Origin of the sequence: Cupriavidus sp. IK-TO18 (genome assembly GCF_015549295.1) — a bacterium.
Taxonomy (GTDB): domain Bacteria; phylum Pseudomonadota; class Gammaproteobacteria; order Burkholderiales; family Burkholderiaceae; genus Cupriavidus; species Cupriavidus oxalaticus_A.
In genome coordinates, this window is sequence record NZ_JADGMP010000029.1 from 364,424 (window position 1) to 388,931 (window position 24,508).

23 protein-coding genes are annotated in these 24,508 nt (G+C 68.6%); 10 read left to right on the forward strand and 13 right to left on the reverse strand.

Annotation, left to right across the window (positions count from 1 at the left end; genetic code table 11):
• Positions 1-56: 56 nt before the first annotated feature.
• A complete protein-coding gene (locus IPF36_RS22200) occupies positions 57-269 on the reverse strand; it encodes a hypothetical protein (RefSeq protein WP_135703300.1) in 213 nt (70 codons plus the stop codon).
• A gap of 707 nt (positions 270-976) precedes the next feature.
• Between IPF36_RS22200 and IPF36_RS22205 the strand changes: the two genes are divergently transcribed.
• From IPF36_RS22205 to IPF36_RS22230, 6 genes are all read left to right on the forward strand, one after another.
• On the forward strand, positions 977-2,509 hold the full coding sequence (locus IPF36_RS22205; RefSeq protein WP_195430290.1) for an NCS1 family nucleobase:cation symporter-1: 1,533 nt from the start codon (positions 977-979) through the stop codon (positions 2,507-2,509).
• Between the two features lie 45 nt (positions 2,510-2,554).
• Complete coding sequence (locus IPF36_RS22210; RefSeq protein ID WP_029045211.1) at positions 2,555-3,289, forward strand: aspartate/glutamate racemase family protein; 735 nt, start codon at positions 2,555-2,557, stop codon at positions 3,287-3,289.
• Between the two features lie 32 nt (positions 3,290-3,321).
• Positions 3,322-4,311 (forward strand): allantoinase PuuE, encoded by a 990-nt coding sequence (gene puuE, locus IPF36_RS22215; protein ID WP_135703302.1) that lies wholly within the window; start codon positions 3,322-3,324, stop codon positions 4,309-4,311.
• An 89-nt stretch (positions 4,312-4,400) separates the two neighbouring features.
• Complete coding sequence (locus IPF36_RS22220) at positions 4,401-5,219, forward strand: GntR family transcriptional regulator (RefSeq protein WP_135703303.1); 819 nt, start codon at positions 4,401-4,403, stop codon at positions 5,217-5,219.
• 100 nt (positions 5,220-5,319) lie between these two features.
• On the forward strand, positions 5,320-5,739 hold the full coding sequence (locus IPF36_RS22225) for a cupin domain-containing protein (protein ID WP_195430294.1): 420 nt from the start codon (positions 5,320-5,322) through the stop codon (positions 5,737-5,739).
• Positions 5,740-5,747: 8 nt separating this feature from the next.
• Positions 5,748-6,101 carry a hypothetical protein gene (locus IPF36_RS22230; protein WP_135703305.1) on the forward strand — a complete coding sequence of 118 codons (354 nt, stop codon included), beginning with the start codon at positions 5,748-5,750 and terminating at the stop codon, positions 6,099-6,101.
• Between the two features lie 14 nt (positions 6,102-6,115).
• On the opposite strand, the gene IPF36_RS22235 is transcribed toward IPF36_RS22230, so the two are convergent.
• From IPF36_RS22235 to IPF36_RS22250, 4 genes are all read right to left on the reverse strand, one after another.
• Complete coding sequence (locus tag IPF36_RS22235; RefSeq protein WP_195430297.1) at positions 6,116-6,502, reverse strand: DUF427 domain-containing protein; 387 nt, start codon at positions 6,500-6,502, stop codon at positions 6,116-6,118.
• Positions 6,503-6,578: 76 nt separating this feature from the next.
• The gene (locus IPF36_RS22240) at positions 6,579-7,568 is read right to left on the reverse strand and encodes a tripartite tricarboxylate transporter substrate binding protein (protein ID WP_135703307.1); all 990 of its coding nucleotides are present in this window, start codon (positions 7,566-7,568) and stop codon (positions 6,579-6,581) included.
• Positions 7,569-7,641: 73 nt separating this feature from the next.
• On the reverse strand, positions 7,642-8,799 hold the full coding sequence (locus tag IPF36_RS22245; protein ID WP_195430299.1) for a CaiB/BaiF CoA-transferase family protein: 1,158 nt from the start codon (positions 8,797-8,799) through the stop codon (positions 7,642-7,644).
• An 8-nt stretch (positions 8,800-8,807) separates the two neighbouring features.
• Positions 8,808-9,755, reverse strand: a complete 948-nt coding sequence (locus tag IPF36_RS22250) for a hydroxymethylglutaryl-CoA lyase (RefSeq protein ID WP_195430302.1) — start codon at positions 9,753-9,755, stop codon at positions 8,808-8,810.
• Between the two features lie 214 nt (positions 9,756-9,969).
• Here IPF36_RS22250 and IPF36_RS22255 point away from each other — a divergent pair, with 214 nt between their 5' ends.
• Together IPF36_RS22255 and IPF36_RS22260 are read left to right on the forward strand one after the other, a co-directional pair.
• On the forward strand, positions 9,970-10,926 hold the full coding sequence (locus tag IPF36_RS22255) for a LysR family transcriptional regulator (RefSeq protein WP_135703310.1): 957 nt from the start codon (positions 9,970-9,972) through the stop codon (positions 10,924-10,926).
• 184 nt (positions 10,927-11,110) lie between these two features.
• On the forward strand, positions 11,111-11,803 hold the full coding sequence (locus IPF36_RS22260) for an SDR family NAD(P)-dependent oxidoreductase (RefSeq protein ID WP_135703311.1): 693 nt from the start codon (positions 11,111-11,113) through the stop codon (positions 11,801-11,803).
• 43 nt (positions 11,804-11,846) lie between these two features.
• Here the strand turns inward: IPF36_RS22260 and IPF36_RS22265 are convergent, their stop codons facing one another.
• Complete coding sequence (locus IPF36_RS22265; protein ID WP_135703312.1) at positions 11,847-12,782, reverse strand: LysR family transcriptional regulator; 936 nt, start codon at positions 12,780-12,782, stop codon at positions 11,847-11,849.
• 116 nt (positions 12,783-12,898) lie between these two features.
• Between IPF36_RS22265 and IPF36_RS22270 the strand changes: the two genes are divergently transcribed.
• The gene (locus IPF36_RS22270; protein ID WP_133095622.1) at positions 12,899-13,576 is read left to right on the forward strand and encodes a type 1 glutamine amidotransferase domain-containing protein; all 678 of its coding nucleotides are present in this window, start codon (positions 12,899-12,901) and stop codon (positions 13,574-13,576) included.
• A gap of 121 nt (positions 13,577-13,697) precedes the next feature.
• On the opposite strand, the gene IPF36_RS22275 is transcribed toward IPF36_RS22270, so the two are convergent.
• The 7 genes from IPF36_RS22275 to chrA all read right to left on the reverse strand — a co-directional run bounded on the left by IPF36_RS22275 (position 13,698) and on the right by chrA (position 22,534).
• Positions 13,698-16,136 (reverse strand): penicillin acylase family protein, encoded by a 2,439-nt coding sequence (locus IPF36_RS22275; protein ID WP_195430304.1) that lies wholly within the window; start codon positions 16,134-16,136, stop codon positions 13,698-13,700.
• Positions 16,137-16,262: 126 nt separating this feature from the next.
• Positions 16,263-17,861, reverse strand: a complete 1,599-nt coding sequence (locus tag IPF36_RS22280) for a sulfite reductase flavoprotein subunit alpha (RefSeq protein WP_195430306.1) — start codon at positions 17,859-17,861, stop codon at positions 16,263-16,265.
• Positions 17,858-18,886, reverse strand: a complete 1,029-nt coding sequence (locus tag IPF36_RS22285) for an FAD:protein FMN transferase (RefSeq protein ID WP_195430309.1) — start codon at positions 18,884-18,886, stop codon at positions 17,858-17,860. Before IPF36_RS22285 ends, IPF36_RS22280 begins: the two co-directional genes overlap by 4 nt.
• 11 nt (positions 18,887-18,897) lie before the next feature.
• Complete coding sequence (locus IPF36_RS22290; RefSeq protein ID WP_195430312.1) at positions 18,898-19,764, reverse strand: DUF4198 domain-containing protein; 867 nt, start codon at positions 19,762-19,764, stop codon at positions 18,898-18,900.
• Positions 19,765-19,783: 19 nt separating this feature from the next.
• A complete protein-coding gene (locus IPF36_RS22295) occupies positions 19,784-20,308 on the reverse strand; it encodes a DUF2271 domain-containing protein (RefSeq protein WP_195430316.1) in 525 nt (174 codons plus the stop codon).
• Positions 20,309-20,383: 75 nt separating this feature from the next.
• Positions 20,384-21,040: a PepSY-associated TM helix domain-containing protein gene (locus IPF36_RS22300; protein ID WP_135703316.1), complete on the reverse strand. Its 657-nt coding sequence runs from the start codon at positions 21,038-21,040 to the stop codon at positions 20,384-20,386.
• Between the two features lie 270 nt (positions 21,041-21,310).
• Positions 21,311-22,534, reverse strand: coding sequence for a chromate efflux transporter (gene chrA / locus IPF36_RS22305; RefSeq protein ID WP_135703317.1), 1,224 nt, complete (start codon positions 22,532-22,534; stop codon positions 21,311-21,313).
• A 341-nt stretch (positions 22,535-22,875) separates the two neighbouring features.
• Here chrA and IPF36_RS22310 point away from each other — a divergent pair, with 341 nt between their 5' ends.
• A complete protein-coding gene (locus IPF36_RS22310; protein ID WP_195430319.1) occupies positions 22,876-24,432 on the forward strand; it encodes a methyl-accepting chemotaxis protein in 1,557 nt (518 codons plus the stop codon).
• Positions 24,433-24,508 lie beyond the last annotated feature (76 nt).

The following is a 24,508-nucleotide window of genomic DNA, read 5'->3' on the forward strand; positions in this document are numbered from 1 at the left end:
CTGCGGACAATAACGAAGTGGACGAGCAACTACTTGTTGGGCGGCCGCGAGGCAGGCTACATGCCGTTGTCGCCTTCGACCTTGCCTACCGATATCTTGATCCCGCCTGCGATGGCGGTGCGCAAGCCGTGGACGGCATACGTCTGCTCAGCATCGCCCTTCAGGTTGCGCACCCAGAGTTGCGCGAACAGACCATCCTTGCGTGAATAGCCGCCGAACCAGTCGATCAGGCGCCCGATAAAGCATTGGCGGCCAACCCAGACTGGCATATCCCTCACGATTTCATAGGCGTAGTGGCCCGCGCCGTAGCTTTAGTAGGCATCGCGGTCGTCGTCCTTGACCGTGTCGGGGACGGGGCACAAGGGCTTGTCCTGCGGCGGGCCTACATCGCGAGCGACTTCGCTGCTCACTTGAGCAAGCGCTCTCGTCATGGCCGCATGCAAGGCGCTGTCCAGCCTCGTCACCGTACCCTTCGCCTCGTCCTTCTGAACCTTGGGGACGGATAACCGGTAGCGGTAGTGCTGGGCACTTCGCCAACGACAAACTGCCATTGCCCGAGGCTGGCTAGATGCCGTGCTGCCGCAACTGGCCGCCAGGTTCAACGGCGCGCAGGTGATCGGGTCGGGATCTTACCTTGCCATGCACGGCGCCCGATCCAATAGGGCGGCCGCGGCTTCCCCTGCCACGTGTCTTTTATCTGCGGCAAGGCGCCCCTCGCCGGGACGGCATTCATGTGCCCTGTTCCGCATATTGCAGCTTCCCTCTGCCTACCCGCCAGCATGTCTACCCGCCTCGCTCTTTCGGGAAAACGAATGTTGACAATCACCAAACCGTGATCTACAACATCGTCTACACACCAAACAGATTTTGTAGACAATTTAGTAGACAGCACAGCAAGCAATCCCATGGCGCACGAAAGAGCCAGACAGCCGCACGTTCGCCTATCGTCAAGACAACCATCTGCCAGGAGACTCAGATGATGCAAACGACCGTAACGCCAGATGCGACCGCCGGCGCGCAGCAGGCGGGGCATGCCGCACACGGCAATGCCCTGATCAAGCCCACCTACGACGAGCGGCTGACCAACGAGGACCTGGCGCCGCTGCGCAAGCAGACCTGGGGAACCTACAACATCTTCGCCTTCTGGATGTCCGACGTGCACAGCGTGGGCGGCTACATCACCGCCGGCAGCCTGTTCGCGCTTGGGCTGACCAGCTGGCAGGTGCTGGTATCGCTGCTGGTCGGGATCGTGATCGTGCAGTTTTTCTGCAACCTGGTGGCCAAGCCCAGCCAGGTGACCGGTACGCCCTACCCGGTGATCTGCCGGGCCTCGTTCGGCGTGCTCGGCGCGAATATCCCGGCCATCATCCGCGGACTGATCGCGGTGGCGTGGTACGGCATCCAGACCTACCTTGCGTCCAGCGCCTTCCTGGTGCTGGCGCTGCACTTCTTCCCATCGCTGGCGCCATATGCCGACGTCAAGCTGCACGGCTTCGCCGGGCTGTCGACGCTGGGCTGGGCCGCGTTCATGGTGCTGTGGGTGCTGCAGGCGCTGGTCTTCTGGACCGGCATGGAGACCATCCGCAAGTTCATCGACTGGGCCGGCCCGGCGGTGTACGTGGTAATGATCGCGCTGGCGATCTGGCTGGTGAACAAGGCCGGCTGGGAAAACGTCAACTTCACGCTGAGCTTCGTCAAGTACACCGGCTGGGAAGCGGTGCCGGTGATGCTGAGCGCGATCGCACTGGTGGTGTCGTATTTCTCCGGCCCGATGCTGAACTTCGGCGACTTCTCGCGCTATGCCAAGGATTTCAAGTCGGTCAAGCGCGGCAACTTCTGGGGCCTGCCGGTCAACTTCCTGGGCTTCTCGCTGCTGACCGTGATCACCACCTCGGCTACGCTGCCGGTGTTCGGCAAGCTGATCACCGACCCGGTTGAGACGGTGAGCCATATCGACAGCACCTTCGCCATGCTGCTGGGCGCCTTCACCTTCATGACCGCGACCATCGGCATCAACATCGTCGCCAACTTCGTATCGCCGGCGTTCGATTTCTCCAATGTGTCGCCCAAGCACATCAGCTGGCGCACGGGCGGCATGATCGCCGCGGTGGCCTCGATCTTCATCACGCCCTGGAACCTGTACAACAACCCGGCCGTGATCCACTACACGCTGGATGTGCTGGGCGCCTTCATCGGCCCGCTGTTCGGCATCCTGATCGCCGACTACTACCTGGTGCGGCGCCAGCACGTGGAAGTCGATGACCTGTACACGCTGAACCCGCGCGGCCGCTACTGGTACCGCAACGGCTTCAACCCGGCGGCGGTGGCCACCATGATCCCCGCGGCCATCATCCCGATCCTGTGCGTGGTGGTGCCGGCCTGGCAGGCTGCGGCCAACTACAGCTGGTTCATCGGCATGGGCATCGCGCTGGTGCTGTACCGCCAGCTGGCACCGCGCATGATGCCGGGCCACCTGGCCGCGCCCGCCGCTGCCTCCAGCCAGGCTTGAAACGACATCACTCCTTCGACAGCATCCATCCCAGAGCCGCGTCCCATGAAGCTGAAGATCATCAACCCCAATACCACCGAAAGCATGACCGAGAAGATCGGCCAGTGCGCCCGCGCCGTGGCCGAGCAGGGCACGCGCATCAGCGCGGTCAGCCCGCGCATGGGCCCGGCCTCGATCGAGAGCCACTATGACGAGGCGCTGTCGGTGCCCGGCATCCTCGACGAGATCCTTGCCGGCGAACAGGAAGGCGTGGACGGCTACGTCATCGCCTGCTTCGGCGACCCCGGCCTGTACGCGGCGCGCGAGGTGGCGCGCGGCCCGGTGATCGGCATCGCCGAGGCGGCGATGCACATGGCCAGCATGGTCGGCAGCAGCTTCAGCGTGGTGACCACACTGGCGCGCACCTGCAATATCGCCTGGCACCTGGCCGAGCGCTATGGCATGAAGCGCTTCTGCAGCAACGTGCGCGCCTGCGACCTGCCGGTGCTCGACCTGGAGCGCCCCGGCTCGGACGCGCGCCGCATCATCACCGAGGCCTGCCGCCGCGCGCTGGTGGAAGACCGCAGCGAATGCATCGTGCTCGGCTGCGCCGGCATGACCGACCTGTGCGACGAAATCGCCGACGCCATCGGCGCGCCGGTGATCGACGGCGTGACGTGCGCGGTCAAGCTGGCCGAGGCGATGGTCTCGGTGCGGCTGGCCACCAGCAAGCGCGGCGACTGGGCGCGGCCGCTGCCCAAGGCGTATGCCGGCATGCTGGCGCCGTATGCGCTGAACTGACGTTTCCAGAACCTCTTACCTTATCGCGCAACATGCTCCAGACACGTTATCCCCGCGACCTGACCGGCTACGGTGCCCAGCCTCCCCACGCGCGCTGGCCGGGCGGCGCGCGCATCGCCGTGCAGTTCGTCCTCAACTACGAAGAAGGCGGCGAGAACTGCGTGCTGCACGGCGACGCCGCCTCCGAGCAGTTCCTCTCCGAGATCGTCGGCGCCGCAGCCTATCCCGACCGCCACATGAGCATGGAGGGCATCTATGAATACGGCTCGCGCGCGGGCGTCTGGCGCATCCTGCGAGAGTTCGAGAAGCGCGGCCTGCCGCTGACCATCTTCGGGGTGTCGATGGCGCTGCAGCGCCATCCGGAGCTGACGCGAGCGTTCGTCGAGCTGGGCCACGAGATCGCCTGCCACGGCTGGCGCTGGATCCACTACCAGAACATCGACGAGGCCACCGAGCGCGAGCACATGCGCATCGGCATGCAGATCATCAAGGAGCTGACCGGCGAGCTGCCGCTTGGCTGGTACACCGGGCGCGACAGCCCCAACACGCGCCGGCTGGTGGTCGAGCACGGCGGCTTGCTGTACGACTCCGACTACTACGGCGACGACCTGCCCTTCTGGACCGAGGTGGAAGTCACCGGCGGCGAGAAGAAGCCGCACCTGGTGGTGCCGTACACGCTGGACTCGAACGACATGCGCTTTGCCACGCCACAAGGTTTCAACACCGGCGAGCAGTTCTTCCAGTACCTGAAGGATTCGTTCGACGTCCTCTACGAGGAAGGCGATCCCGCAGGACAGGACAGCCCCAAGATGCTGTCGATCGGCATGCACTGCCGGCTGCTCGGCCGCCCCGGCCGCTTCCGCGCGCTGCAGCGCTTCCTCGACTATGTGCAGGGCCATGACAAGGTGTGGATCTGCCGCCGTGTCGACATCGCGCGGCACTGGGCGCAGGCGCATCCGTTCCGCCCCGCGACGGCTGGCGCTGCCGTTGCCAACCCGGTGAAGGAAGCCGCGACGGCCTGACCAGGAACGTCCGCGTCGCCATATTTGTGTACGATATAGCCGTGTTTCGTCGCCACTTCCGGCGACAGCCCGACTGTCCGTACCCTGATATGGCAACCACATCGAAGAACGCGGCGCCCGGCGCCGCGGCAAAAGCGCCGCGCCGGCCCGCATCCAAAGCGGCACCGAAAGCCGCACCCAGGCCCGTCCCCCCAGCCACCCCGGAGGAACCGGCCGGCAACGAGTCCGCCGCCGGCGAGGCCTCCGCCACCGAGGCCATCTACCTTGGCCTGCTGACGGCGATCATGGAGCATCGCCTCCTGGCCGGCACCAAGCTGGTCGAAGAACGCCTGTGCGAAGTCACCGGCGCCAGCCGCGCCCGCATCCGGCAGGTGTTCGCCCGCCTCGCGCATGAAAAGCTGGTGACGCTGGTGCCCAACCGCGGCGCCTTCGTGTCGAGCCCCACCGTCGACGAGGCGCGCGAGGTCTTTCAGGCCCGCCGCGTGGTCGAGCCCGCGCTGGCCGCCGAGCTGGCGCTGGGCGCCACGCCGGCCAAGGTCCGCAGCCTGCGCCGCCATGCCATGGAAGAGGACAACGCTCGCGCCCGCGGCGACCGCGCCGCGATGATCCGGCTGTCCGGCGAATTCCATATCCTGCTGGCCGAGATGGCCGGCAATGCGATCCTGGAAAAACTGATCCGCGAGATGGTTTCGCTCACCTGCCTGATCATCACGCTGTACGACCGCCCCGGCGCACCCGCATGCGCCGAGCACGAGCACCGCCAGCTGATCGATGCCATCGAGCAGCGCGATGCCGCGCGTGCCAGCGCACTGATGGCCGAGCACCTCGAGCACATCGAAGGCTCGCTCGACCTGAGCATGCCCGACAGCGGCGCGCCCGACTTCTACAGCATCTTCAGCAAGGGTTGATTGAAGCACCCGGTGCGCCGGCCTGGTATTGCACTCGCCGCATGGCAGCCTAGACTGCGTGGATAACAACCCGCACTTGCAATGCGCCGCAGGGGGTGTCATGGCTGCCACTGCCGAAACCGTCACAACCCAGCGTCCGCCGCTGGCCTTCGAGCGTCTCTATGCCGATGCCGACGGCGAATCCCACTTCGGCCCGGTTTCCGTGGCCATCACGGAGAGGCTGTTTGCCCCGCCCGCGCGGGCCTTCTGGGTATCGCCGCTGGCCGATGCGGCGCGACAGGGGTTCCTGCTGGTGCCGGCCGGCTGGGTCGGCACGCTGCACCCGTCGCCGATACGCATGTGGATCTTCGTGCTGGCCGGTGCGATGGAGTTCGAAGCCAGCGATGGCGAGCGCCGGCCGCTTGCCGCGGGCAGTGCGCTGCTGCTGGAAGACACCACGGGCAAGGGGCACGTCAGCAGGGTTATCGGTACTGACGACGCCACCCTCGCCGCGGTGCAACTGCCCGAAGGCCGCGGCTGAGGCGCCCGATGGAACCGCCCACCGAACCCGCTACGCCACCAGGGCCCGTACCACCGCTGGTGCCCAGCGGCTACCGCCAGGGCATCATCACCGCCATCACGGTGCTGCTGGGCTTTTCATTGGCGTTCTGGCGCTTCTGGGGCTTCGAAAGCCCGGGCCACTGGAACGTCCGCGCGGTGTTCGCCGCGATCTCGCTGCTGGCGGCAGTCTCGCTGCAGATCGTGGCGCTGTTCCGCGCGCTGCGCATCGAGGACGATGCGGTGGAGGAATATCGCAAGACCGTACGGTGGTTTATCGCTTCCGCTCTGGCGTTGCTGACGGGACTGGCCGTGGCCATGGTCGACGCGGCGCTGTCTCCCTGACTGCGCCGGCACATTCAATCGCCGATGCCGCCGATATCGATGCTGTCGACGCGATCCGGGTAGAAGGCCACGTGCGACGCAATCGCGGCGACCGCGTCGTAAGGCGTCTCGTAGCTCCATACCGCATTGCGCCCGCGCTCGCCGGCGGCGGGGACGGAGAAGTAGCTGCAGTCGCCCTTGTAGGGGCAGTAGGTGGCGTGATCGCTGCGTGCGAGCTGCGCCATGTCGACATCGGCGCGCGGGATGTACTGCACCGGCGCGTAGCTGGCTTCCTGGAGCGTCAGCGCCGCGGTGCTGTCGGCGACAATACGGCCCGCCACCTTCACCACCACTCGTCCTTGTGTCGGCGTGATAGTGATGGGATGGTCGGGGCCGGGTATCTTGACGGGCTTGCCTGGCATCTTCGTGCTCCTGCATGGCGGGATCAGGACATTCTAGGCGCTTGCCGGTTTATGTGCCGCGTGTGTGGTCGCCGGCCTATTCGACCTTGACGTTGGCCTTCTTCACCAGCGCGGCGTAGCGCGCGGCTTCGCTGCGGAAGAACGCTGCAGCGGCTTCGGGCGTGCCGGGCTCGACCACCGTGCCCTGCTTCTTCATCGCTTCCAGCACTTCGGGCGACGTGAAGGCCCTGGCAAAGGCATCGTGCACGCGCCTGACTTCCGGCGCCGGCATGCCGGCCGGGCCGATGACAGCGAACCAGCCCGCGACGTTGTAGCGCGGCAAACCCTGTTCGGCGATGGTGGCAATGTCCGGCGCGGCGTCCGTGCGCTTGTCGCCGCACAGGCCGATCGCGCGCAGCGTGCCGGCCTTCAGGTGCGGCGCCACCGCATTGAGCGCGACCACGCCCATTTCCACCTGCCCGGCGAGCAGGTCGTTGATCATCGGGCCGGTGCCCTTGTACGGCACATGGCGTGCCGTCACGCCCGCCTCGTCCAGGAACATCTCGCCGGCCAGGTGGATGATGGTGCCGTTGCCCGACGACGCGTAGTTGTAGCCATCGGGCCTGGCCTTGAGCAGCGCCACCAGCTCTTTTACGTTCTTCGCCGGCACCCTGGGGTTGACCACCAGCACCAGCGGCGTGGTGCCGATCACGCTGATCGGCGTGATGTCCTTGATTGCGTCGAACGGCATCGCGCGGAACACGCTGGGGTTGATCACGTGGTTGTTCGATACCAGCCCCAGCGTGCTGCCGTCGGGCTGCGCCTTGACCACGGCCGCGGCACCAGTGATGCCACCCGCGCCAGGCAGGTTCTCGATCACCACCGGCTGGCCGAATGCCTTGCCCAGCGCGGGGCCCGCGGCACGAGCGATGGTGTCGACGCCGGAGCCGGCGCTGATCGGCAGGATCAGGCGCACGGGCTTGCCCGCTCCGCCCTGTGCGAGCGCTTCTAAGCCAGGAACGGTGAGGGAAACGGCGAGCGTGGCGGAAATTGCCAGCACGGACTTGAGCAGGGTGCGACGTTGCATGGATTTGTCTCCGTATCGTTATCGTCGGGCGATGCCGGCGCCGCTGTGCCGCGGCCTGCCGGGCAGGCGCAGTTCAGCCGCGGCCCTTGCCGAGCTGCGCCAGGATCTCTTCATTGTGCTCGCCGGGCCTCGGCAGCGGGCTGCGCACGCCGGGGCGGCGGCCGCCCATCAGCAACGGCAGCAGCACCGTGGGCGTGGTCGAGCCGTCGTCGGCCTGCATCGGCACCAGTCCGCCGCTGGCGAGCAGGTGCGGATCGTCGAGCAACTGGTCGGGGCGCACGATCGGCGCATAGGGAATGCCGGCCGCTTCGAGCTTCGGCGCGAGTTCCGCGGAACGATGGTGGCGCAGGATCGCACCCAGTTCTTCCAGCAGTTGCGCCCGCACGGCCACGCGCGCGGTGTTGCTGGCGTACTCCGGCTTGTCGATCAGTTCCGGATGCTCCAGGACGTGGCACAGCGTGACGAACTGCTTGTCGCTGACCGCGCCGATAAAAAGCTGCTCGTGCTGCGCCAGCGTGAACACGTCATACACGCTCCACGCCGACACGCGCGACGGCATCGGCGGCGGCGGCTCGCCGGTCATCGCGAATTGCTGCATGTGCTGCGAGGCCAGGAACACGCAGTTCTCGAATAGCGCGCTCTGGATCTCCTGCCCCTTGCCGGTGCGGTCGCGCTCGCGCAGCGCGGCGAGCACGCCGATCGCGCCGAACATGCCGCCCATGATGTCGTTGACCGAGGTGCCGGCGCGCAGCGGCCGGCCGCTCGGGCCGGTCATGTAGGACAGGCCGCCCATCATCTGCACGACTTCATCGAGCGCCAGCCGGTTCTCGTACGGGCCGGGCAGGAAGCCCTTGTGCGAGACGTAGATCAGGTGCGGGTAGTCGCGCGACAGCGTGGCGTAGTCCAGCCCCAGCTTCTGCATCAGGCCGGGACGGAAGTTCTCCAGCAGGATGTCGCTCTGGCCCGCCAGCTCGGCGGCGGCGGCGCGGCCTTCGTCGGTGGTGATGTCGAGCACCACGCTTTTCTTGTTGCGGTTGAAGGCGCGGAAGAAGCCGATGCCCAGGCCCGGCAGGTTGCGCGTCTTGTCGCCGCCGGGCGGCTCGACCTTGATCACCTCGGCGCCGAGGTCGGCCAGGATCATGCCGCAGGTGGGGCCCATCACCATGTGCGTGAATTCGACCACGCGGACGCCGGCGAGCGGCAGGGCGTTGCTGTTGCTGTCTTGGGGCATGTTGGTTCTCAAACGGTGGCCGCGACGCGCTCGGCCGCGAAGGTCTTGGGCAGGCCGGCGCGCCACAGCGTGCCGTGCAGGGTCTCGTCGCGCAGCCAGCCGGCCACGTCTTCACGCAGCGCCAGCAGGCGCCCGATGTCGATGCCGGTATCGATGCCCATGCTGCCGAGCAGGTAGGCAAGGTCTTCGGTGGCAACGTTGCCGCTGGCGCCGGGCGCGTGCGGGCAGCCGCCGATGCCGGCCAGGCAGGCGTCGAAGCGGGTCACGCCGGCCTCGAGCGCGGCATAGACATTGGCCAGGCCGAGCCCGCGCGTGTCGTGGAAATGGCCGCACCAGAAGCTCTCGCCGGCGATGGCGATGGCGCGCGCGAACAGCTCGCGCACCATGGCCGGATCGGCGTAGCCGACGGTATCGGCCAGGCTGACGCGGTCGGCGCCGGCATCGAGCAGCGCCTGCATCAGCCGCAGCACTTCATCGGCATCGACATGACCCTGCAGCGTGCAGCCGAACGCAGTACCGACGCCGCCTTCGATCAGCGTCTTCGCGCCGCTGGCATCGCGCGCGGCGCGGATGCGCGCCACTTCGGCCACGACTTCATCGGGCGTCTTGCGCAGGTTGGCAAGGCTGTGCGCGTGGCTGGCCGACAGCGGCACGATCATCAGGTCGGCGCCAGACTCCAGCGCGTCCTGCGCGCCGCGCAGGTTGGGCACCAGCACTGACGTGAACATAGCCGGCAGCGTGCGCGCGAACGCGACCAGTTCGGCGGTATCGGCCAGTTGCGGCAACAGGCGCGCGGGGACGAACGAACCGACTTCCAGTTCGCGCAGGCCGGCGGCGTGGGCGCCGCGGATCCAGGCGAGCTTGCTGGCGGTGGGCAGGATGGTGCGGATGCTTTGCAGGCCGTCGCGCAGACCGACTTCGCGGATCACGGCCTGGCTGGGGAAGGAAAGGGTCATGGTTCTCGGGGACTGGTGAGGCGTCCGTGCGGGGGCGACGGGATAACTCTATGAGTTTCTCCAGGCAAGCTGAAGCGATGGTTTACGCATCCAGACATGCCGAAACGGAAAGTCATCACGTGCCCTTTGTCACGCTCCGGGATTTCCCGGATGCGATGTCATCGCGCCTCCCGGCGGCGTAGCATTCCAATCCGGAAACCAAGTTGCCCCCGCCATGCGAGACCTCGACCTCACCACGCTGCGCCTGTTCGTCGCCGTCTGCGAAACCCGCAACATGGCGCGCGCGGGCGAGCAGGAACACATCGTTGCGTCCGCCATCAGCAAGCGGCTGGCGCAATTGGAAGAGACCGTCGGCGCCACGCTGCTGGAACGCCGCCGCCGCGGTGTCATCCCCACCCCCGCCGGCGAGATCGTGCTGGGTCATGCGCGCGTCATGCTGGCAGCGGCCGACCGCGTGACGCGCGACATGGTTGACTACGGCTCCGGCGTGCGCGGGCAGGTGCGCCTGCTCGCCACGGTGTCGACCATGGCGGAATCGCTGCCGGACGACATCGCCGCCTTCATGCAGTTGCCGGCGCACCGCGACGTGCGCGTGACGATCGAGGAGAGCCTGAGCAGCGAAGTGGTGCGCGCGCTCCGCGACGGCACGGCGCCGCTGGGCATCTGCTGGGACGCGGCCGACCTGGAAGGCTTCCAGACCCGCCCCTACCGCACCGACCACCTCGCCGCCGTCGTCCACGCGGGGCACCCGCTCGCGCGCGCGGATACCTGCCTGTTCGAAGACACGCTGGACTACGACCAGATCGCCATGCCGGCACAGACCGCGGTGCAGATCATGCTGACGCGCTATGCCTCGATCCTGGGCCGCCGCATGGCGCATCGCGCGGTGGTGTCCACCTTCGACGCCGCGCTGCGCTGCGTGCGCGCGGAACTCGGCATCGTCATCATCCCGGCGGAGATCGCCACGCTCGTCGCCGCGGCCTTTGGCCTGCGCGTGATCCCGCTGCGCAACGACTGGGCGCGTCGGCGCTTTGCGATCTGCTGCCGCGACTTCTCGCTGCTGTCGCCCGCGGCACAGCTGCTGGTGCAGTTCCTGGAAGAAGCCGCGGCGAAGGAGGCGGCCGCTTCAGGCGTTGTGCCCGCGCAGACCCCGGCGCGGCGCAAACGGTAAGCCGCGCGCGCAACTTCTCGTGCGTTTCGAGGGTTACCCCGAGGCGTTTTCGCAAGCTTATGTTGCGTGCCGTTGCGTAGACTGGCTTGCGTTTTTCGCTGCCGGCCACGATGGTCGAAGAAGAAAAAAGCCGGGCGAAACCTGATCACGACAATGCGCGCCGCCACGGCGCAGGAGCACGCAAATGAACTTCAACGGCAAGAACGTACTGGTCACCGGCGCACGCGGCAACCTGGGCCGCGCGGTCGCGCACGCCTTTGCGCAGGCGGGCGCGCGCGTGGTGCTGCTGGACCGTCACGACGCACCATTGCCGGAAGTCGGCAGCGGCCACCTGGCCCTGCAGGCCGACCTGCTCGATGCGGACAGCCTGGCCAAGGCCATCGGCGCAGCCGTGCAGGCGTGCGGGCGCATCGACGTGGTGTGCAACCTGGCCGGCGGCTTCGCCATGGGCACGGGCATCCACGAGACCAGCACCGCAGACTGGAACCGCCTGTTCGACATGAACGTGGGCACGGTGCTGAACATGGCGCGCGCGGTGGTGCCGCACATGCTGGCCGCCGGCGGCGGCGCCATCGTCAACGTGGGCGCCAATTCGGCGGCGCGCGGGCTGGCGCAGATGGGCGCCTACTGCGCCTCCAAGGACGCGCTGGCGCGTGTCACCGAATCGATGTCGGCCGAGCTGCGCGACCAGGGCATCCGCGTCAACGCGGTGCTGCCCAGCATCCTCGACACGCCCGAGAACCGCCAGGCCATGCCGGATGCCGATACCTCGCGCTGGGTCGCCCTCGATGCGCTGGCCGACGTGATCCTGTTCCTCGCCTCCGACGCCGCGCGCGCGGTGCAGGGGGCGCTGGTGCCAGTGGTCAACCGCGCCTGACCGCTGGCCGGGCCGGCTTGCGCGCCGCAGGCCTGTCCTGCGGCTATGGCTGCAACAGCGGCTGCGGCTGCAGCGAGCCGGCCACTTCCTGGATCTGCTGGCGCAGCCAGCGCCGCAGCCGGTCGGCGTCGGTGCGGGCATGCCAGATCTGCATCATCTCCACCCTGGGCAAGGCAAACGGCACCGGCAGCAGCAACAGGTCCGGGTCGCGCGCGACCGCCTCATCCGCCACCGACCGCAGGCAGGTCAGCAGCAAGGCCGTGCCGCGCACCAGCCGGCTCGGCGCCAGGAAGCTCGACAGCCCCGCCACCACCTTGCGCTTGCGCCCTTGCGCCGCCAGCGCGCGGTCGACCACGCCGTTGAGGTCGCCGGTCAGCGTCGTCAGCAGGTGCTCGCAAGCCAGGAATGCATCGAGATCGAGGCCGCGCGCCAGGTGCGGGTTGGACCTGGATGCCAGCACGACGAAGTCTTCGCTGCACAGCCGCTGCTGGTGGAAGGTATCCGGCAGGTCTTCGTAGAACCCCGCGATCGCCAGGTCGCAGGTGCCCTTTTCCAGTTCCTCGCGCGGCAGCTCGCCGCGGGTGTTATGCGTGACCACGACCAGCCCGGGTGCGTCGCGCCGCAGCCGCGGCAGCAGCGCGGGCAGCAGCAGTTGTTCCATGTAGTCGGTGGTGTAGAGATGGACGGCCTCGCCGCGCGCAAGGAAATCGCGGCCATCGCAGGCCTCGTAGAAGGCATCCAGTTCCGCCACCAGCCGCTGCACCTGCGGTGCCAGCTCGTGCGCGCGCGGCGTCGGCGTCAGGCCGCGCGGCGCGCGCACGAACAGCGGGTCGCCCAGTTCGTCGCGCAGCCGGTTCAGCTTGTGGCTGAGCGCCGGCTGGCTCAGCGCCATGCGCGCCGCCGCGCGCGAGGCATTGCCTTCCTGGTAGAGCACATGGAAGACGTAGAGCAGGTTCAGGTCCTTGCTGACGATATTCATTTTTTGGATGGCAGAAATCGAAGATTCGAAGTTTTCGAATCATATCCAGCTGCGTAGGATGTTGCCAATGCCGGGGCTGCCCCGGCTGACCGTGGACGCAAAACCGGAGAACGAACATGCAAATCCTGATGGTGCTGACCTCGCACGACCAGCTTGGCAATACGGGCAAGAAGACCGGCTTCTGGCTGGAGGAATTCGCCGCGCCCTACTACGTCTTCAAGGACGCCGGCGCCGACATCACGCTGGCTTCGCCCAAAGGCGGCCAGCCGCCAATCGATCCCAAGAGCGACGATCCGGATGCACAGACCGATGCGACCCGCCGCTTCCGCGCCGACACCGCCGCGCAGCAGGCGCTGGCCAGCACGCTGACGCTGGACCAGGTAAAGGCCGACGACTTCGACGCCGTGTTCTATCCCGGCGGCCATGGCCCGCTGTGGGACCTGGCGGAAGACAAGCGTTCGATCGCGCTGATCGAGCAGTTCGACCGGCTCGGCAAGCCGGTGGGCGCCGTGTGCCATGCGCCGGGGGTGCTGCGGCACGTCAAGGGCGCGGACGGGCAGCCGCTGGTCCAGGGCAAGGAAGTCACGGGCTTTACCAACAGCGAGGAAGAGGCGGTGCAGCTCACCGAGGTGGTGCCGTTCCTGGTGGAGGATGTGCTGAAGGCCAGCGGCGGGCGGTTTACGCGAGGAGATGACTGGGCCAGCCACGTTGCGGTGGCGGGACGGCTGGTGACGGGGCAGAACCCGGCGTCGTCGGAGGCGGGGGCTGAGGCGGTGTTGGGGTTGTTGAAGTAAGGCGAGAGTCTTCCACCTGCTGGCGGTTTGCACCCCTCGCCCGCTTGCGAGAGGGGTGCGTTTGCAGGGGGTGGTAGCTTGCGGCAGACGGTTGAGCTTGCGATGCGCCGGTTGAAGGTTCTTACTGCGGCACCAGCTCCAACCTCTCCCTGCTCACCCTCTCCACCGCCTTGCGCGTATAAACCAGCGGGAAATACTCCCCCTTGGCCCACAACGGCGCCAGGTCGCGGTAATGCGCGCTCGCAGGATTGCCCGACTGCCCCGGCGTGTTGATCACGCGCGAGCCATCCCAGTTGCCAACATCCAGCACCATGCGGAACGAGGCCCCCGCGGTCAGCCGGAAATCGTTGTTTCGGTAGCTGGTATTCATCGGCGTAAAGGCCGAGCCGCCGATCGGGCCAGCGTTGATGTTGAACTGCTGCCGCTCGGCGTCGTTCAGGATCGGGTCCATCGGATGCGTGAACACCGCGGTGTGCAGCTTGCCCCATTGCCAGCCGCGCGGGTCGGGGCCGAGCTTGCCTTCCACCTCGGCCAGCGCGGCCTTCAGCGATTCGAGCATCACCGCATTGCGCCGCGCCGCCGGCATCCACGGATCTGGCTGCTCCAGCACCGCGACCACGCGCGCTGCATCGCCGGCGCCGACCAGCCGGGCGGCATCGGCGGGCAAGGCCGCGCGCACCACCGCCGGGCGCAGGTGCTTGCTGAACCAGACTTCGAACAACGCCGCCGCGGCGCTGTCGGCGCGTTCGTTGCCGTCCCAGCCGCGCAGCAGGTCAAGGCCGCGCGCCAGTTGCGCGTCGTCGCTGCGCACGTCCTTCAGCAGCGCCACCACGCGCTGCGCCGGCAGCGACACCGTGTCGTTCTGCCACGCCATCGAGTCCTGCACCGAGCTGCGCGGACTGGCGCCCACCACCGCCTTCAGGCGCCGCGCGCGCGAGCTGTCGCTCCATTCGTAGCCCACGCCCGGCTTTGCCGCCGGATGCTCGGGCGGGATGTTGTTCTCGTTGGCGGTGACGATATAGCCGGGCGCCGGGTTGTAGGCCCACGGCAGCTCGTCCATGTTGCGGTAGCCGGCCCATTCATAGCGGCCGTCGCCCGGCACCGGCGTCAGCCCGTCCCAGTTGGGGCGCTTGACGGTCAGGCCGCCGGGGATCCAGCCGATATTGCCGCCGGTGTCGGCATAGACCTGGTTTTCGCCGGGCGCGCCCCAGCGGTTCATGGCGGCGCGGAACTGGTCCCAGTTGCGCGCGCGCATGTAGTCCATCGAGCCGAAGTACGGCGCCATGCCGTAGTCGAGCCACGCGGCGCGCAGCACCCAGGCGCGCGCGGCGTCGGCGTACAGCACCGGGCCGTGGCGGGTGAAGTCGACGGTGACCTTGCGCGGTGCTGACTCGCCCTTGACGACGATCTCCTCGGTGACGGTCTCCATCGGCTCCCAGCGGCCCTTGTACTTGTATTCGCGCGCGTTGGCCGGGTTCAGCTCGTAGCCGTAGAGGTCTTCCTGGTCCATGTAGAAGCGCGTCAGGCCGAACGCGATGGTGCCGTTGTGCCCGATCGAGATGCCTGGCAGGAACGGCTCGCCCGCGCCGATCACCGACATGCCGGGCGCGTTCAGGTGGCTGATGTAGCGCAGGCTGGGCGCGCCATGCGAGCGGTGCGGGTCGTTGGCCAGGATCGGCCGGCCGGTGGTGGTGCGCTTGCCGCCGATGACCCAGTTGTTGGAGCCGAGGCTGCGGCCGGTGTCGCTGTTGGGGTCGACCAGTGCGTAGAGCTGGTCGAGCGGGATGCTGGCGTTTTGGGCGCCGCTCCATGCGTCCTTGGGGAAGCGCGCAGCGGCGGTGGCCAGCTCGTAGGCACGGCGCAGCTCGGCAGCGGGCACCGTGCAGGGATCGAGGCCGGCGCTGAGTCTCGGTTCGACCGGCGGGTCGAGCTCGCGCCGGATCCAGTCGGCGCGCACGGCATCGGCCTTGGCTTCGCAGAACAGGCGGGCGCGATCGATCTCGCCGGTGAAGTTCAGCGTCAGGCCGTGGTGGCGGATGCGCACGATATCCTCGGCCTGCCAGCGCGCGGGCTTATAGTTGAGCTTGCGGAACTCGGGCGGCAGCAGTTCCGGCTTCTGCTCGGTCAGCGCCACGTAGGCGTTCACGCCCGCAACGAAGGCCTCGGCGACGCGCTTGGCGTCGGAGCCGTAGGCCAGCCATTCGCGGTACATGTCGCCGCGGAACAGCACCGCGCGCGCCATGCGGTCGCCGTCGGCATAGGCGGGGCCGAAGTCCTTCGCCATCTCGCCGAGGCCGCGCTTGCGCCACAGGTCGATCTGCCACAGGCGGTCGCGCGCTGCCATGAAACCCTGCACGTAGAAGGCGTCGTAAAGCGTGCCGGCGTAGATATGCGGCACGCCCCAGCGGTCGACCAGCACGGTCGCGGGTTTCTCCAGGCCGGGAACGGCCAGGCGGTCGGCGCGCGCGGGCGCCTCGGCCATGGCGGCGGGGATGGTGGTGGCAACGGTGGTGGCAGCCAAAGCCAGCGCAGCGGCAAGGCGGCGGGGGGTGCGTCGCATCAGGTCTCCTCGGTTTTGTGTTCGCTGCAAATGCTTTGCAGTCCACACCGAAGATAGTGCATGCGCGGCCGGGGCGCGAGTGGGTAAAGGAAGGCGCGGCCGATCTCCGCACGGCACGTGGTGCAATCAGTAGACGTCGCGCCGGTAGCGGCCCTCGTCGGCAAGCTGGCGCAGCGCGGGTTCGCCGAGGATTTCCGTGAGGGCCTCGTTGACGCCGCCGGCCATGCCTTGCAGGCTGCCGCAAACATAGATGGCCGCGCCTTCCTGCACCCACTCGCGCACCAGCGCCGCCTGCGCGCGCAGCGCGTCCTGCACGTAGTGCGGCGTGGCGCCGTCGCGCGACCAGGCGTGGTCGACACGCTGCAGCGTGCCGTCGGCCCGCCATGCGGCCAGTTCGTCGGCGAAGAAGGCGTCATGCTGCGCCGAGCGCTCGCCGAACAGCAGCCAGTTGCGGCGCCGTGCCGCCGCGGCGCGCGCCTTCAGGTGGGCGCGCAGGCCGGCCAGCCCGGTGCCGTTGCCGACCAGGATCAGCGGCCGATCGTCGGCGGGTGGATGGAAGCTGCGGTTGGCGCGGATGCGCAGCGCAATGCGCGCGCCCACGGCCGCATGCTCGGTCAGCCAGCCGGAGGCCAGCCCCAGCCGGCCGTCGTCGCGGCGCGCCTGCCGCACCAGCAGTTCGAGGCGGCCGTCCTGCGGCAGCGAAGCAATTGAATACTCGCGGTGCGGCAGCGGCGACAGCGCATCGACCAGCTGCTGCGGCGGTACGGCCTGCATCGCGGCAAAGTGGACGTCGGGCAGCGGCATGCGCGTGGCCAGCGCCTCGGCTAGCGTCAGGTCGCGGGCGTCGCAGCGCACCGGCGTGGCACCGTCCAGCGCGAGGCGCGCCAGCAGCCGCGCGACCTCGGCCGGCGCATGGCATGGGCCGACTTCGGCGATATCGCCCGGCTGCCAGTCGAGCGCGTCGCGGTCCCGCGGCTCCAGCACCACGTGGAACGCCGGCGCGCCGTGGCTGCCGGGATTCAGGTGGCGGCGCTGGGCCAGCACCCAGTCGCCGTAGGGCTGGCGCTCCCAGTCGGCAATCTCGGCGCCGCCGCTGAGCGCCGACAGGTGGTTCTGCCAGTGGCGCAGCGCGCCGGCATCGCCGTTGTCGACCTCGATCAGGTCGAACAGCGGCTGCGCGCGATGGCGCTGCAGCCAGTGGTCGAGCGCGTGGCCAAAGGCGCAGAAGCGCGCGTAGCTGCTGTCGCCGAGCGCCAGGATGCCGTAGCGCAGCTCGCGCAGCCCGTCCGCGCGGCCAGCCAGCAGCCGGCGCGCAAACCCGCAGGCGCTGTCGGGCGCGTCGCCCTCGCCGGTGGTACTGACCACGAACAGCGCCTGCCGGCAGGCGGCCAGCCGGCCGGCATCGACATCGGCCAGCGACAGCAATTGCACCGGCATGCCGGCGCCCTGCAGCGCGGTCGCGGTCTGCAGCGCGAGCTGCTCGGCAAACCCGGTCTGGCTGGCATAGGCGACCAGCGTGGCGCCGTCCGTGGTGCCTGCCAATGCCGCCACGCGCGTGCGCCGCTGGCGGTGGGTCGCCAGCACCGTGCCGCAGAAGCCGGCATAGGCGGCGACCACGCCGGCGGCGATGGCGCTGCGCGACGGTCCCAGCAGCGACAGCGCCACGCCGCCGGCCAGCGCCAGCCAGCTGGCGCCGGCAAAGAGTGAAAGGATGGGACGGCTCATGCCAGCATCGCGGCAAAAGCCGGGGAAAGATGTTCGTCGAAACCGCCCGGCGTGCGCACCAGGAAGCGCGCGGCAATGCCGTGGCGGCGCGCGTGCGCCATGCCGGCCTCGGGGCCGAGCACGGTCAGCGCGGTGGACAGCGCATCGGCCAGCATGCACTGCGGGTGGATCACCGTGACCGAAGCCAGCGCGTGGCTGGCCGGGTAGCCGGTGCGCGGGTCGATGGTATGCGCATAGCGCCGGCCGTCGCGGTCAAAGTAGCGGCGGTAGTCGCCGGAGGTGGCGACGGACAGGCCGTGCAATGCCAGCAGGGTCTGCCCGTGCTGTTTTTCCTGTTTTTCTTGTTCGTCGCTGCCCAGGCCCGGCGGCGCTTCCAGCGCGACCCACCACGGCATGCCGTCAGGCTTGACGCCATGGCCGCGCAGTTCGCCGCCGATCTCGGTCAGGTGGTGCGCCAAACCCTGCGTGTCGAGGTAGCGCGCCACCGCGTCGACGGCAAAGCCCTTGGCGATGGCGCAGAAATCCAGTGACACGCCGCCGGGCTGGCGCGCGCGCCTTGCATCGTCATCGAGTTCGATGCGCGACCAGCCACAGCGGCCGCGCGCTGCCTGGACGGCATCGGGCGACGGCGGCGCGCCGCGCCGCGGCGCCGGGCCGAAACCCCACAGGTCGACCAGCGGCCCGGCGCTCGGGTCATATGCGCCGCCGCTGTCGCGCGCCACCTGCAGCGCGCATTGCAGCACGGCAAAGCAATCGGGCGGCAGCTCGTGCCAGCTGCCCGCCCCGGCGCGGTTGAAGCGGCTGATATCGGAATCCGGCTCCCAGTTGCTCATCTGCGCAAGCACGCCGTCGATCACCGAGGCGATGCCTGCGCCGATGGCATCGGCATCCGCAGCCGGCGGCAACATGGCCACGACCGACCAGGTCGTGCCCATGCTCGCGCCGCCCCAGCGGTGCTGCCGCCCATCGCGCGCGGGCGGCACCGGAGGTGCTTGCAGCGCGACGGGGACCAGGATGCGGTTCATCAGCGCAATGCTTATTGCGGCAGCACTTCTACCGTGACCGCGTAGGTCGCGCGGCGCGACTTGGCCTGCTTGAAGGTCGCCTTGTCGTCGCGCACCTCGGCTTCCATCCAGTACATGCCGGGCGCCGGCCACTTAACGCTGAACTTGCCGTCGGCGTCGGTGGTGACGCTGAGCTCCTGCAGCTTGTTGCGATAGCGGATGCCGCCCGGCACCACCTCGACCTTCAGATTGGCGGCGGGCTTGCCGTCGAGCAGCAGGCGGAAGCTGGCGGTGTCGCCTGCGACCAGGTCGTTGGGATGCGTAATCGGGGCCAGCTCCAGGCCGCGGCCGGTGGTGCGCAGGCCCTTGTCGCTGGGCTTGCCGGCGGTGACGAAGGACTCGACCCGCCCTTCGGCCTGCGTGACCGTCAGCTCCTGCGCGTTGGCCGGGACTTCCCTGGCGAAGTTCTCCGCCGAGCCGCGCCAGCGCTTTGCCTGGCCATCGACCTTGTAGCTGGCGAACAGGCCCTGGTTGACCACCGCCACGCGGTACGTGCCCGGCTGCGTCAAGTGCACGTCGAAGGTGCTGCGGTACTTGCCGGTCGCCGCGTTCTCGGCCTTGACGGCGCTGCCGTCCGGTGCGGTCACCTGCAGGTTGTCGAGGCGCAGCGGCACGTGCTCGAAGTAGAACAGGTCGTTGGAGACCGCGGCGTCCACGGTCACCCACGAATCGTTGCCCGACAGCACGGTGGCCGACGGCAGCAGCCACTGGCGGTGCGCGTGCGCGGCCAGCGGCGCCAGCGCGGCCAGGGCGAGCACGGCCAGGTTGGTGGCCATGTGGGTGGCCATGCGGGAACGGGCGGGGGACAGGATGGCAGACAGGTTGGCGGCGGGTTTCATCGTCGGGCTCCGGGAAGGATTACGGCTTCAGGTCGACGGTGACACCGCCGAGTTCGTGGTCGCCCTTGGCGCGGGCGGTCTGTGCGGCTTGCGGCGGCCAGGTGAACGGCACGCGCACCAGCTCGCGTCCGCCGACTTCGCGCGCGGCTTCGACCACCAGCTGGTAGTCGCCCGCCGGCAGCTTGCCCAGCGGGTTCTTGCCGTCGCGGAAGCTGACCGTGTGCTCGCCCGGCGCGCGGGTCGCGCCCGAGATGCCGTCGGCCGGCATGTTCAGGTCGCGGCCGGCCTTGCGCCACCACTGGCGCATGTCCTTGAGCCACTTGGTGCCCTCGTTTTCCTTGAGCTTGCCGTCATACCAGACCGCCAGGGTCTGCACCGGGCTCTGGTCGGCGCGCTCGACCCACATCGCCACATAGGGCTTGTGGTACTCGGCCACGTTGAGTCGCGGGATTTCCACCTTGACGTTCAGGTCGGCGGCCAGCGCGGGGCCCGCGAACGGGACCGTGGCCATGCCGGTCAGGGTGACGGAGAGCAGTCGGCGCATATTCGGAGAAACCTCGTCAGTGAGATGCAGCAGGAAAATCGATCGGGATGCCGGCGTGCCTGGCCAGGGCCAGGCTCAGTGAATGAACAACACCGCCAGCAGCAGCGGCACCACCAGCCCCAGGCCGACCAGCGGCCAGGTCGCCAGCCGCCCGCCCGCATGCAGCTTGAGCAGGAACAGGCCGGTGACGCTGAAGACCAGGCACGCGAGCGCGAACACATCCAGGAACAGGCTCCATGCCTGGCCGGTGTTGCGACCCTTGTGCAGGTCGTTCAGGTAGGAGATCGCGCCGCGCGTGGTTTTCTCGTACTGGGCCTCGCCGCTGTCGAGCTCAAGGCTGACCCAGGCATCGCCGCCCGGGCGCGGCAGCGCCACGTAGATTTCATCGGCCGACCATTCGGCCTCGCGCCCGCCGGCATCGACATCGAGCGCCTGTGCCAGCCAGGCGGCCAGCGCTTCGGGCACGGGCGCCTTGCGATCGCGGGCCTTGCCGTCGCCAGCGGGCTCCTGCGCGCGCAGCGTGTCGAGCAGCGCAGCGGGGGCGGTGGCATGGCGCGTCTCGACCGCGGGCTTTGCCTCGATCTGCGATGCGTGGTTAAGCGTAAATCCGGTCACGGCAAACAGCATCATCCCGATCAGGCAGATCGCGGAACTGATCCAGTGCCACTGGTGAAGGTGCTTGAGCCAGAACGCGCGGCGCTGCTGGCCGGAAGCTGGCTGGGATTCGGTCATCGCGGTGGTAGGCGGCTGGCCCCGGTAGGACCGGCGGCCGGCCCTGCTGGGAATCCTGGGAAGCTGGAGCGCCGCCTTGCACACAAGACGCAGGGGTTGTGCCATTGCCATCACAATGACGGACGCAGGAGAGAAGGATAATCGTTCGCATTTGAATGCGCAAACGGTTCCGGGCGCGTCAGGTTACGGCACATTACAAGGGTCAGGCTTTGTGTGTGTGCGGCGCGCGCCCTCCTCGGATGCGCCGCTATAGCCACTATGACAGCGGCGCTACAACCACGTGCCCGCCGCCCACCCCGCCACGCCGCTGGCCAGCACCACCAGCCAGGGCGGCAGCTTCCACAGCATCAGCGCCACCAGCGCCAGCGCGACCAGCACGATATCGAGCGGCCCGCGCACCGCGCTGACCCACACCGGCTGCCACAGCGCCGCCAGCAGCAGCCCCACCACGGCCGCGTTGACGCCGGCCAGAGCCGCCTGTGCCCGGCGGTTGCGGCGCAGGCTATCCCAGTAAGGCAGCGCGCCGATGACCAGCAGCGCGCCGGGCAGGAAGATCGCCACCGTGCACAGCAGCCCGCCGGCCCAGCCGGACGGCGGCACCTGCGACGAGGCGCCCAGGAAGGCGGCAAACGTAAACAACGGGCCGGGCATGGCCTGGGCCACGCCGTAACCGGCGAGGAAGGTTTCCTTGCCGACCCAGCCGGGCGCCACCACTTCGGCGTCCAGCAGCGGCAGCACCACGTGGCCGCCGCCGAAGACCAGCGCGCCAGCGCGGTAGAAGGCATCGAACAGGCGCACGGCGGGATCGGCGCTCAACTGCGCCAGCACCGGCAGACCGGCCAGCAGCAAGGCGAATGCCACCAGCAGCAGCGCCCCGGCACGATGGCTGACCGGCAGTCCGAGCGGCTCATGCGTGCCGGCCAGCGCCGGCCGCAGCAGCAAGGCGCCCGCCAGCGCCGCAACGGCCATCACCGCCACCTGCGTCCACGCCCCCGGCAGCGCCAGCACCGCGCCCGTGGCGGCGATCATGATGGCGATGCGCACCGGGCCACGGCACAGCGTGCGCGCCATGCCCCACACCGCCTGCGCCACCACCGCCACCGCCACCAGCTTGAGCCCGTGCAGCACCCCGGGTGCCGCGGCCATGCCGTAGTGCGAGACGCCCAGCGCGAACAGGATCATCAGCAATGCCGACGGCAGCGTGAAACCCAGCCATGCGGCGAGCGCGCCAGCGTACCCCGCGCGCGACAGCCCCAGCGCGATCCCGGTCTGGCTGCTGGCTGGGCCAGGCAGGCACTGGCACAGCGCGACCACGTCGGCATAGGCGGCCTCGCTCAGCCACTGGCGGCGCCGCACCAGCTCATCGCGGAAGAACGCCAGGTGCGCAACCGGACCGCCGAACGACGTCAGGCCGAGGTGCAGGAACACCAGGAACACGGCAAGCGGCCCCTCGTGGCGGTGGGTGTTTTCGGAGGGGCTCGGCAAGGTGGCCATGTGCGCGGGGATCGATGGAGATAAGAAAGGCTACGTCGGTGCAACGCGCCGATTCTGCCGGATTTCCGGGGGCAACGGCGCGACAAGAGCCGGCAACAGCACGTCTCGCATGCCACCCATAAAAAATAAGCGCTCACTACAGCACTTATAAGGCAAATGTATTAAAGCCAAACAACCACACAGCTTCCATGGACGGTATTACCCCAATCAAGTTAGTTTCCTGCCCCGCCGTTAGCCCGCAGACGCACACGCATGCCCGGACAGGCGCCAACCACGAATGACGCCGCAGATGCGTGTCACCGATGAGCAATGCGCAATGCGCTGAAGGAGGAATGGAAAGCATGCTGGACAACCTGAGCCTGAAGAAAAAACTGATGCTGCCGCTGGTGCTGAGCTGGGTCTGCCTGCTCGGCATCACGCTGTGGAACGCCTGGCACATACGCACGCTGCGCATGGATGAGCGCCGGCTCGACCTGGCTCACGTCACCGACACCGCGGTCTCGGTGGTGGCCGAGTACGAAGCGCTGGCCAGGGCCGGCAAGCTGCCCGCCGACGAGGCCAGGCAGCAGGCCATCGAGCGCGTGCGTGCGATGCGCTTCGGCGCCGACGGCTACTTCACGCTGATGCGCTCCGACACCGTGGTGCTGATGCACCCGTTCAAGCCGGAGATGAACGGCAAGGCGATGGAGGGGATGAAGGACCCTAACGGCGTCTACCTGTTCCGCGATATCGCCGCTATCGGCAAGGGTGCCGGCAAGGGCTTCGTCGAATACCTGTGGCCCAAGCCGGGCGCCGAGGCGCCGCAGCCGAAGCTGAGTTACGTGGCCAACTTCCGCCCGTGGGACTGGAACTTTATCGCCGGGCTGTACCTGGATGACATCGAGGCGGCGTTCCGCGCCGAGCTGTGGAAGGCGCTGGGCCTGCTGCTGGCGGTCGGCGCGCTGATGTCGCTGGTGATGGTGCGCGTCTCCGCCAGCCTGCACCGCCAGCTCGGCGGCGAGCCGGCGGCCACCGCGCAGATCGCCGGCCGCATTGCCGAGGGCGACCTCGCCGGCCATGTCGAAGTGCGCCCGGGCGACGAGCACAGCGTGCTGTTCGCGATGCAGCGCATGCAGGCGCGCCTGACCGGCGCGATCGGCAGCATCCGCGGCTCGGCCGATTCGATCGCCGGCGCCGCCAAGCAGATCGCCGCGGGCAACGCCGACCTGTCGCGCCGCAGCGAAGAGCAGGCCGCCTCGCTGCAGGAAACCGCGGCGAGCATGGAGCAGCTCACCAGCACCGTGCGCCAGAGCGCCGACAACGCGCGCCAGGCCAGCCGCCTGGCGGAGGGTGCCTCGGACATCGCCGTGCGCGGCGGCACCATCGTCAACCAGGTGGTCGGCACCATGGGCGAGATCAAGCAGGCCTCGAGGAAGATCGCCGACATCATCGGCGTGATCGAGGGCATTGCCTTCCAGACCAACATCCTGGCGCTGAACGCCGCGGTGGAAGCCGCGCGCGCCGGCGAGCAGGGCCGCGGCTTTGCCGTGGTGGCCGGCGAGGTGCGCACGCTGGCGCAGCGCAGCGCCACCGCCGCCAAGGAGATCAAGGCGCTGATCGGCGACTCGGCGCAGCGCGTGGAAGACGGCGCGGTGCTGGTGGAAAGCGCCGGCAAGGCGATGGACGAGATCGTGGCAGCGGTCAAGCGCGTGACCGACCTGATGGGCGAGATGCGGGCCGCCACCGAGGAGCAGACCGGCGGCATCGAGCAGGTCAACCAGGCGGTGTCGCAGATGGACCAGATGGCGCAGCAGAACGCGGCGCTGGTGGAAGAGGCGGCGGCCGCGGCGGCGTCGCTGGAGGACCAGGCCGACATGCTGCACCGGGCCGTCGGCCAGTTCCGGCTGGCGCGCGCCTGACCGCAGCGGCGCTGTCACGTCAGCGTCATACGCGGCCGGCGGCTGCGTGTATCATGAAGCGCAGCCGGCTGCACCA

Coding starts and splice junctions, on each gene's coding strand:
- IPF36_RS22240 (WP_135703307.1), bottom strand. CDS start 7,568: ATGCAACGTCGCACCCTGCTCAAGTCCGTGCTGGCAATTTCCGCCACG.
- IPF36_RS22285 (WP_195430309.1), bottom strand. CDS start 18,886: ATGAACCGCATCCTGGTCCCCGTCGCGCTGCAAGCACCTCCGGTGCCG.
- IPF36_RS22220 (WP_135703303.1), top strand. CDS start 4,401: ATGGCAACCACATCGAAGAACGCGGCGCCCGGCGCCGCGGCAAAAGCG.
- IPF36_RS22255 (WP_135703310.1), top strand. CDS start 9,970: ATGCGAGACCTCGACCTCACCACGCTGCGCCTGTTCGTCGCCGTCTGC.
- IPF36_RS22290 (WP_195430312.1), bottom strand. CDS start 19,764: ATGAAACCCGCCGCCAACCTGTCTGCCATCCTGTCCCCCGCCCGTTCC.
- IPF36_RS22200 (WP_135703300.1), bottom strand. CDS start 269: ATGCCAGTCTGGGTTGGCCGCCAATGCTTTATCGGGCGCCTGATCGAC.
- IPF36_RS22245 (WP_195430299.1), bottom strand. CDS start 8,799: ATGCCCCAAGACAGCAACAGCAACGCCCTGCCGCTCGCCGGCGTCCGC.
- IPF36_RS22270 (WP_133095622.1), top strand. CDS start 12,899: ATGCAAATCCTGATGGTGCTGACCTCGCACGACCAGCTTGGCAATACG.
- IPF36_RS22250 (WP_195430302.1), bottom strand. CDS start 9,755: ATGACCCTTTCCTTCCCCAGCCAGGCCGTGATCCGCGAAGTCGGTCTG.
- IPF36_RS22205 (WP_195430290.1), top strand. CDS start 977: ATGATGCAAACGACCGTAACGCCAGATGCGACCGCCGGCGCGCAGCAG.
- IPF36_RS22275 (WP_195430304.1), bottom strand. CDS start 16,136: ATGCGACGCACCCCCCGCCGCCTTGCCGCTGCGCTGGCTTTGGCTGCC.
- IPF36_RS22230 (WP_135703305.1), top strand. CDS start 5,748: ATGGAACCGCCCACCGAACCCGCTACGCCACCAGGGCCCGTACCACCG.
- IPF36_RS22295 (WP_195430316.1), bottom strand. CDS start 20,308: ATGCGCCGACTGCTCTCCGTCACCCTGACCGGCATGGCCACGGTCCCG.
- IPF36_RS22300 (WP_135703316.1), bottom strand. CDS start 21,040: ATGACCGAATCCCAGCCAGCTTCCGGCCAGCAGCGCCGCGCGTTCTGG.
- IPF36_RS22310 (WP_195430319.1), top strand. CDS start 22,876: ATGCTGGACAACCTGAGCCTGAAGAAAAAACTGATGCTGCCGCTGGTG.
- IPF36_RS22265 (WP_135703312.1), bottom strand. CDS start 12,782: ATGAATATCGTCAGCAAGGACCTGAACCTGCTCTACGTCTTCCATGTG.
- puuE (WP_135703302.1), top strand. CDS start 3,322: ATGCTCCAGACACGTTATCCCCGCGACCTGACCGGCTACGGTGCCCAG.
- IPF36_RS22260 (WP_135703311.1), top strand. CDS start 11,111: ATGAACTTCAACGGCAAGAACGTACTGGTCACCGGCGCACGCGGCAAC.
- IPF36_RS22210 (WP_029045211.1), top strand. CDS start 2,555: ATGAAGCTGAAGATCATCAACCCCAATACCACCGAAAGCATGACCGAG.
- IPF36_RS22225 (WP_195430294.1), top strand. CDS start 5,320: ATGGCTGCCACTGCCGAAACCGTCACAACCCAGCGTCCGCCGCTGGCC.
- IPF36_RS22235 (WP_195430297.1), bottom strand. CDS start 6,502: ATGCCAGGCAAGCCCGTCAAGATACCCGGCCCCGACCATCCCATCACT.
- IPF36_RS22280 (WP_195430306.1), bottom strand. CDS start 17,861: ATGAGCCGTCCCATCCTTTCACTCTTTGCCGGCGCCAGCTGGCTGGCG.
- chrA (WP_135703317.1), bottom strand. CDS start 22,534: ATGGCCACCTTGCCGAGCCCCTCCGAAAACACCCACCGCCACGAGGGG.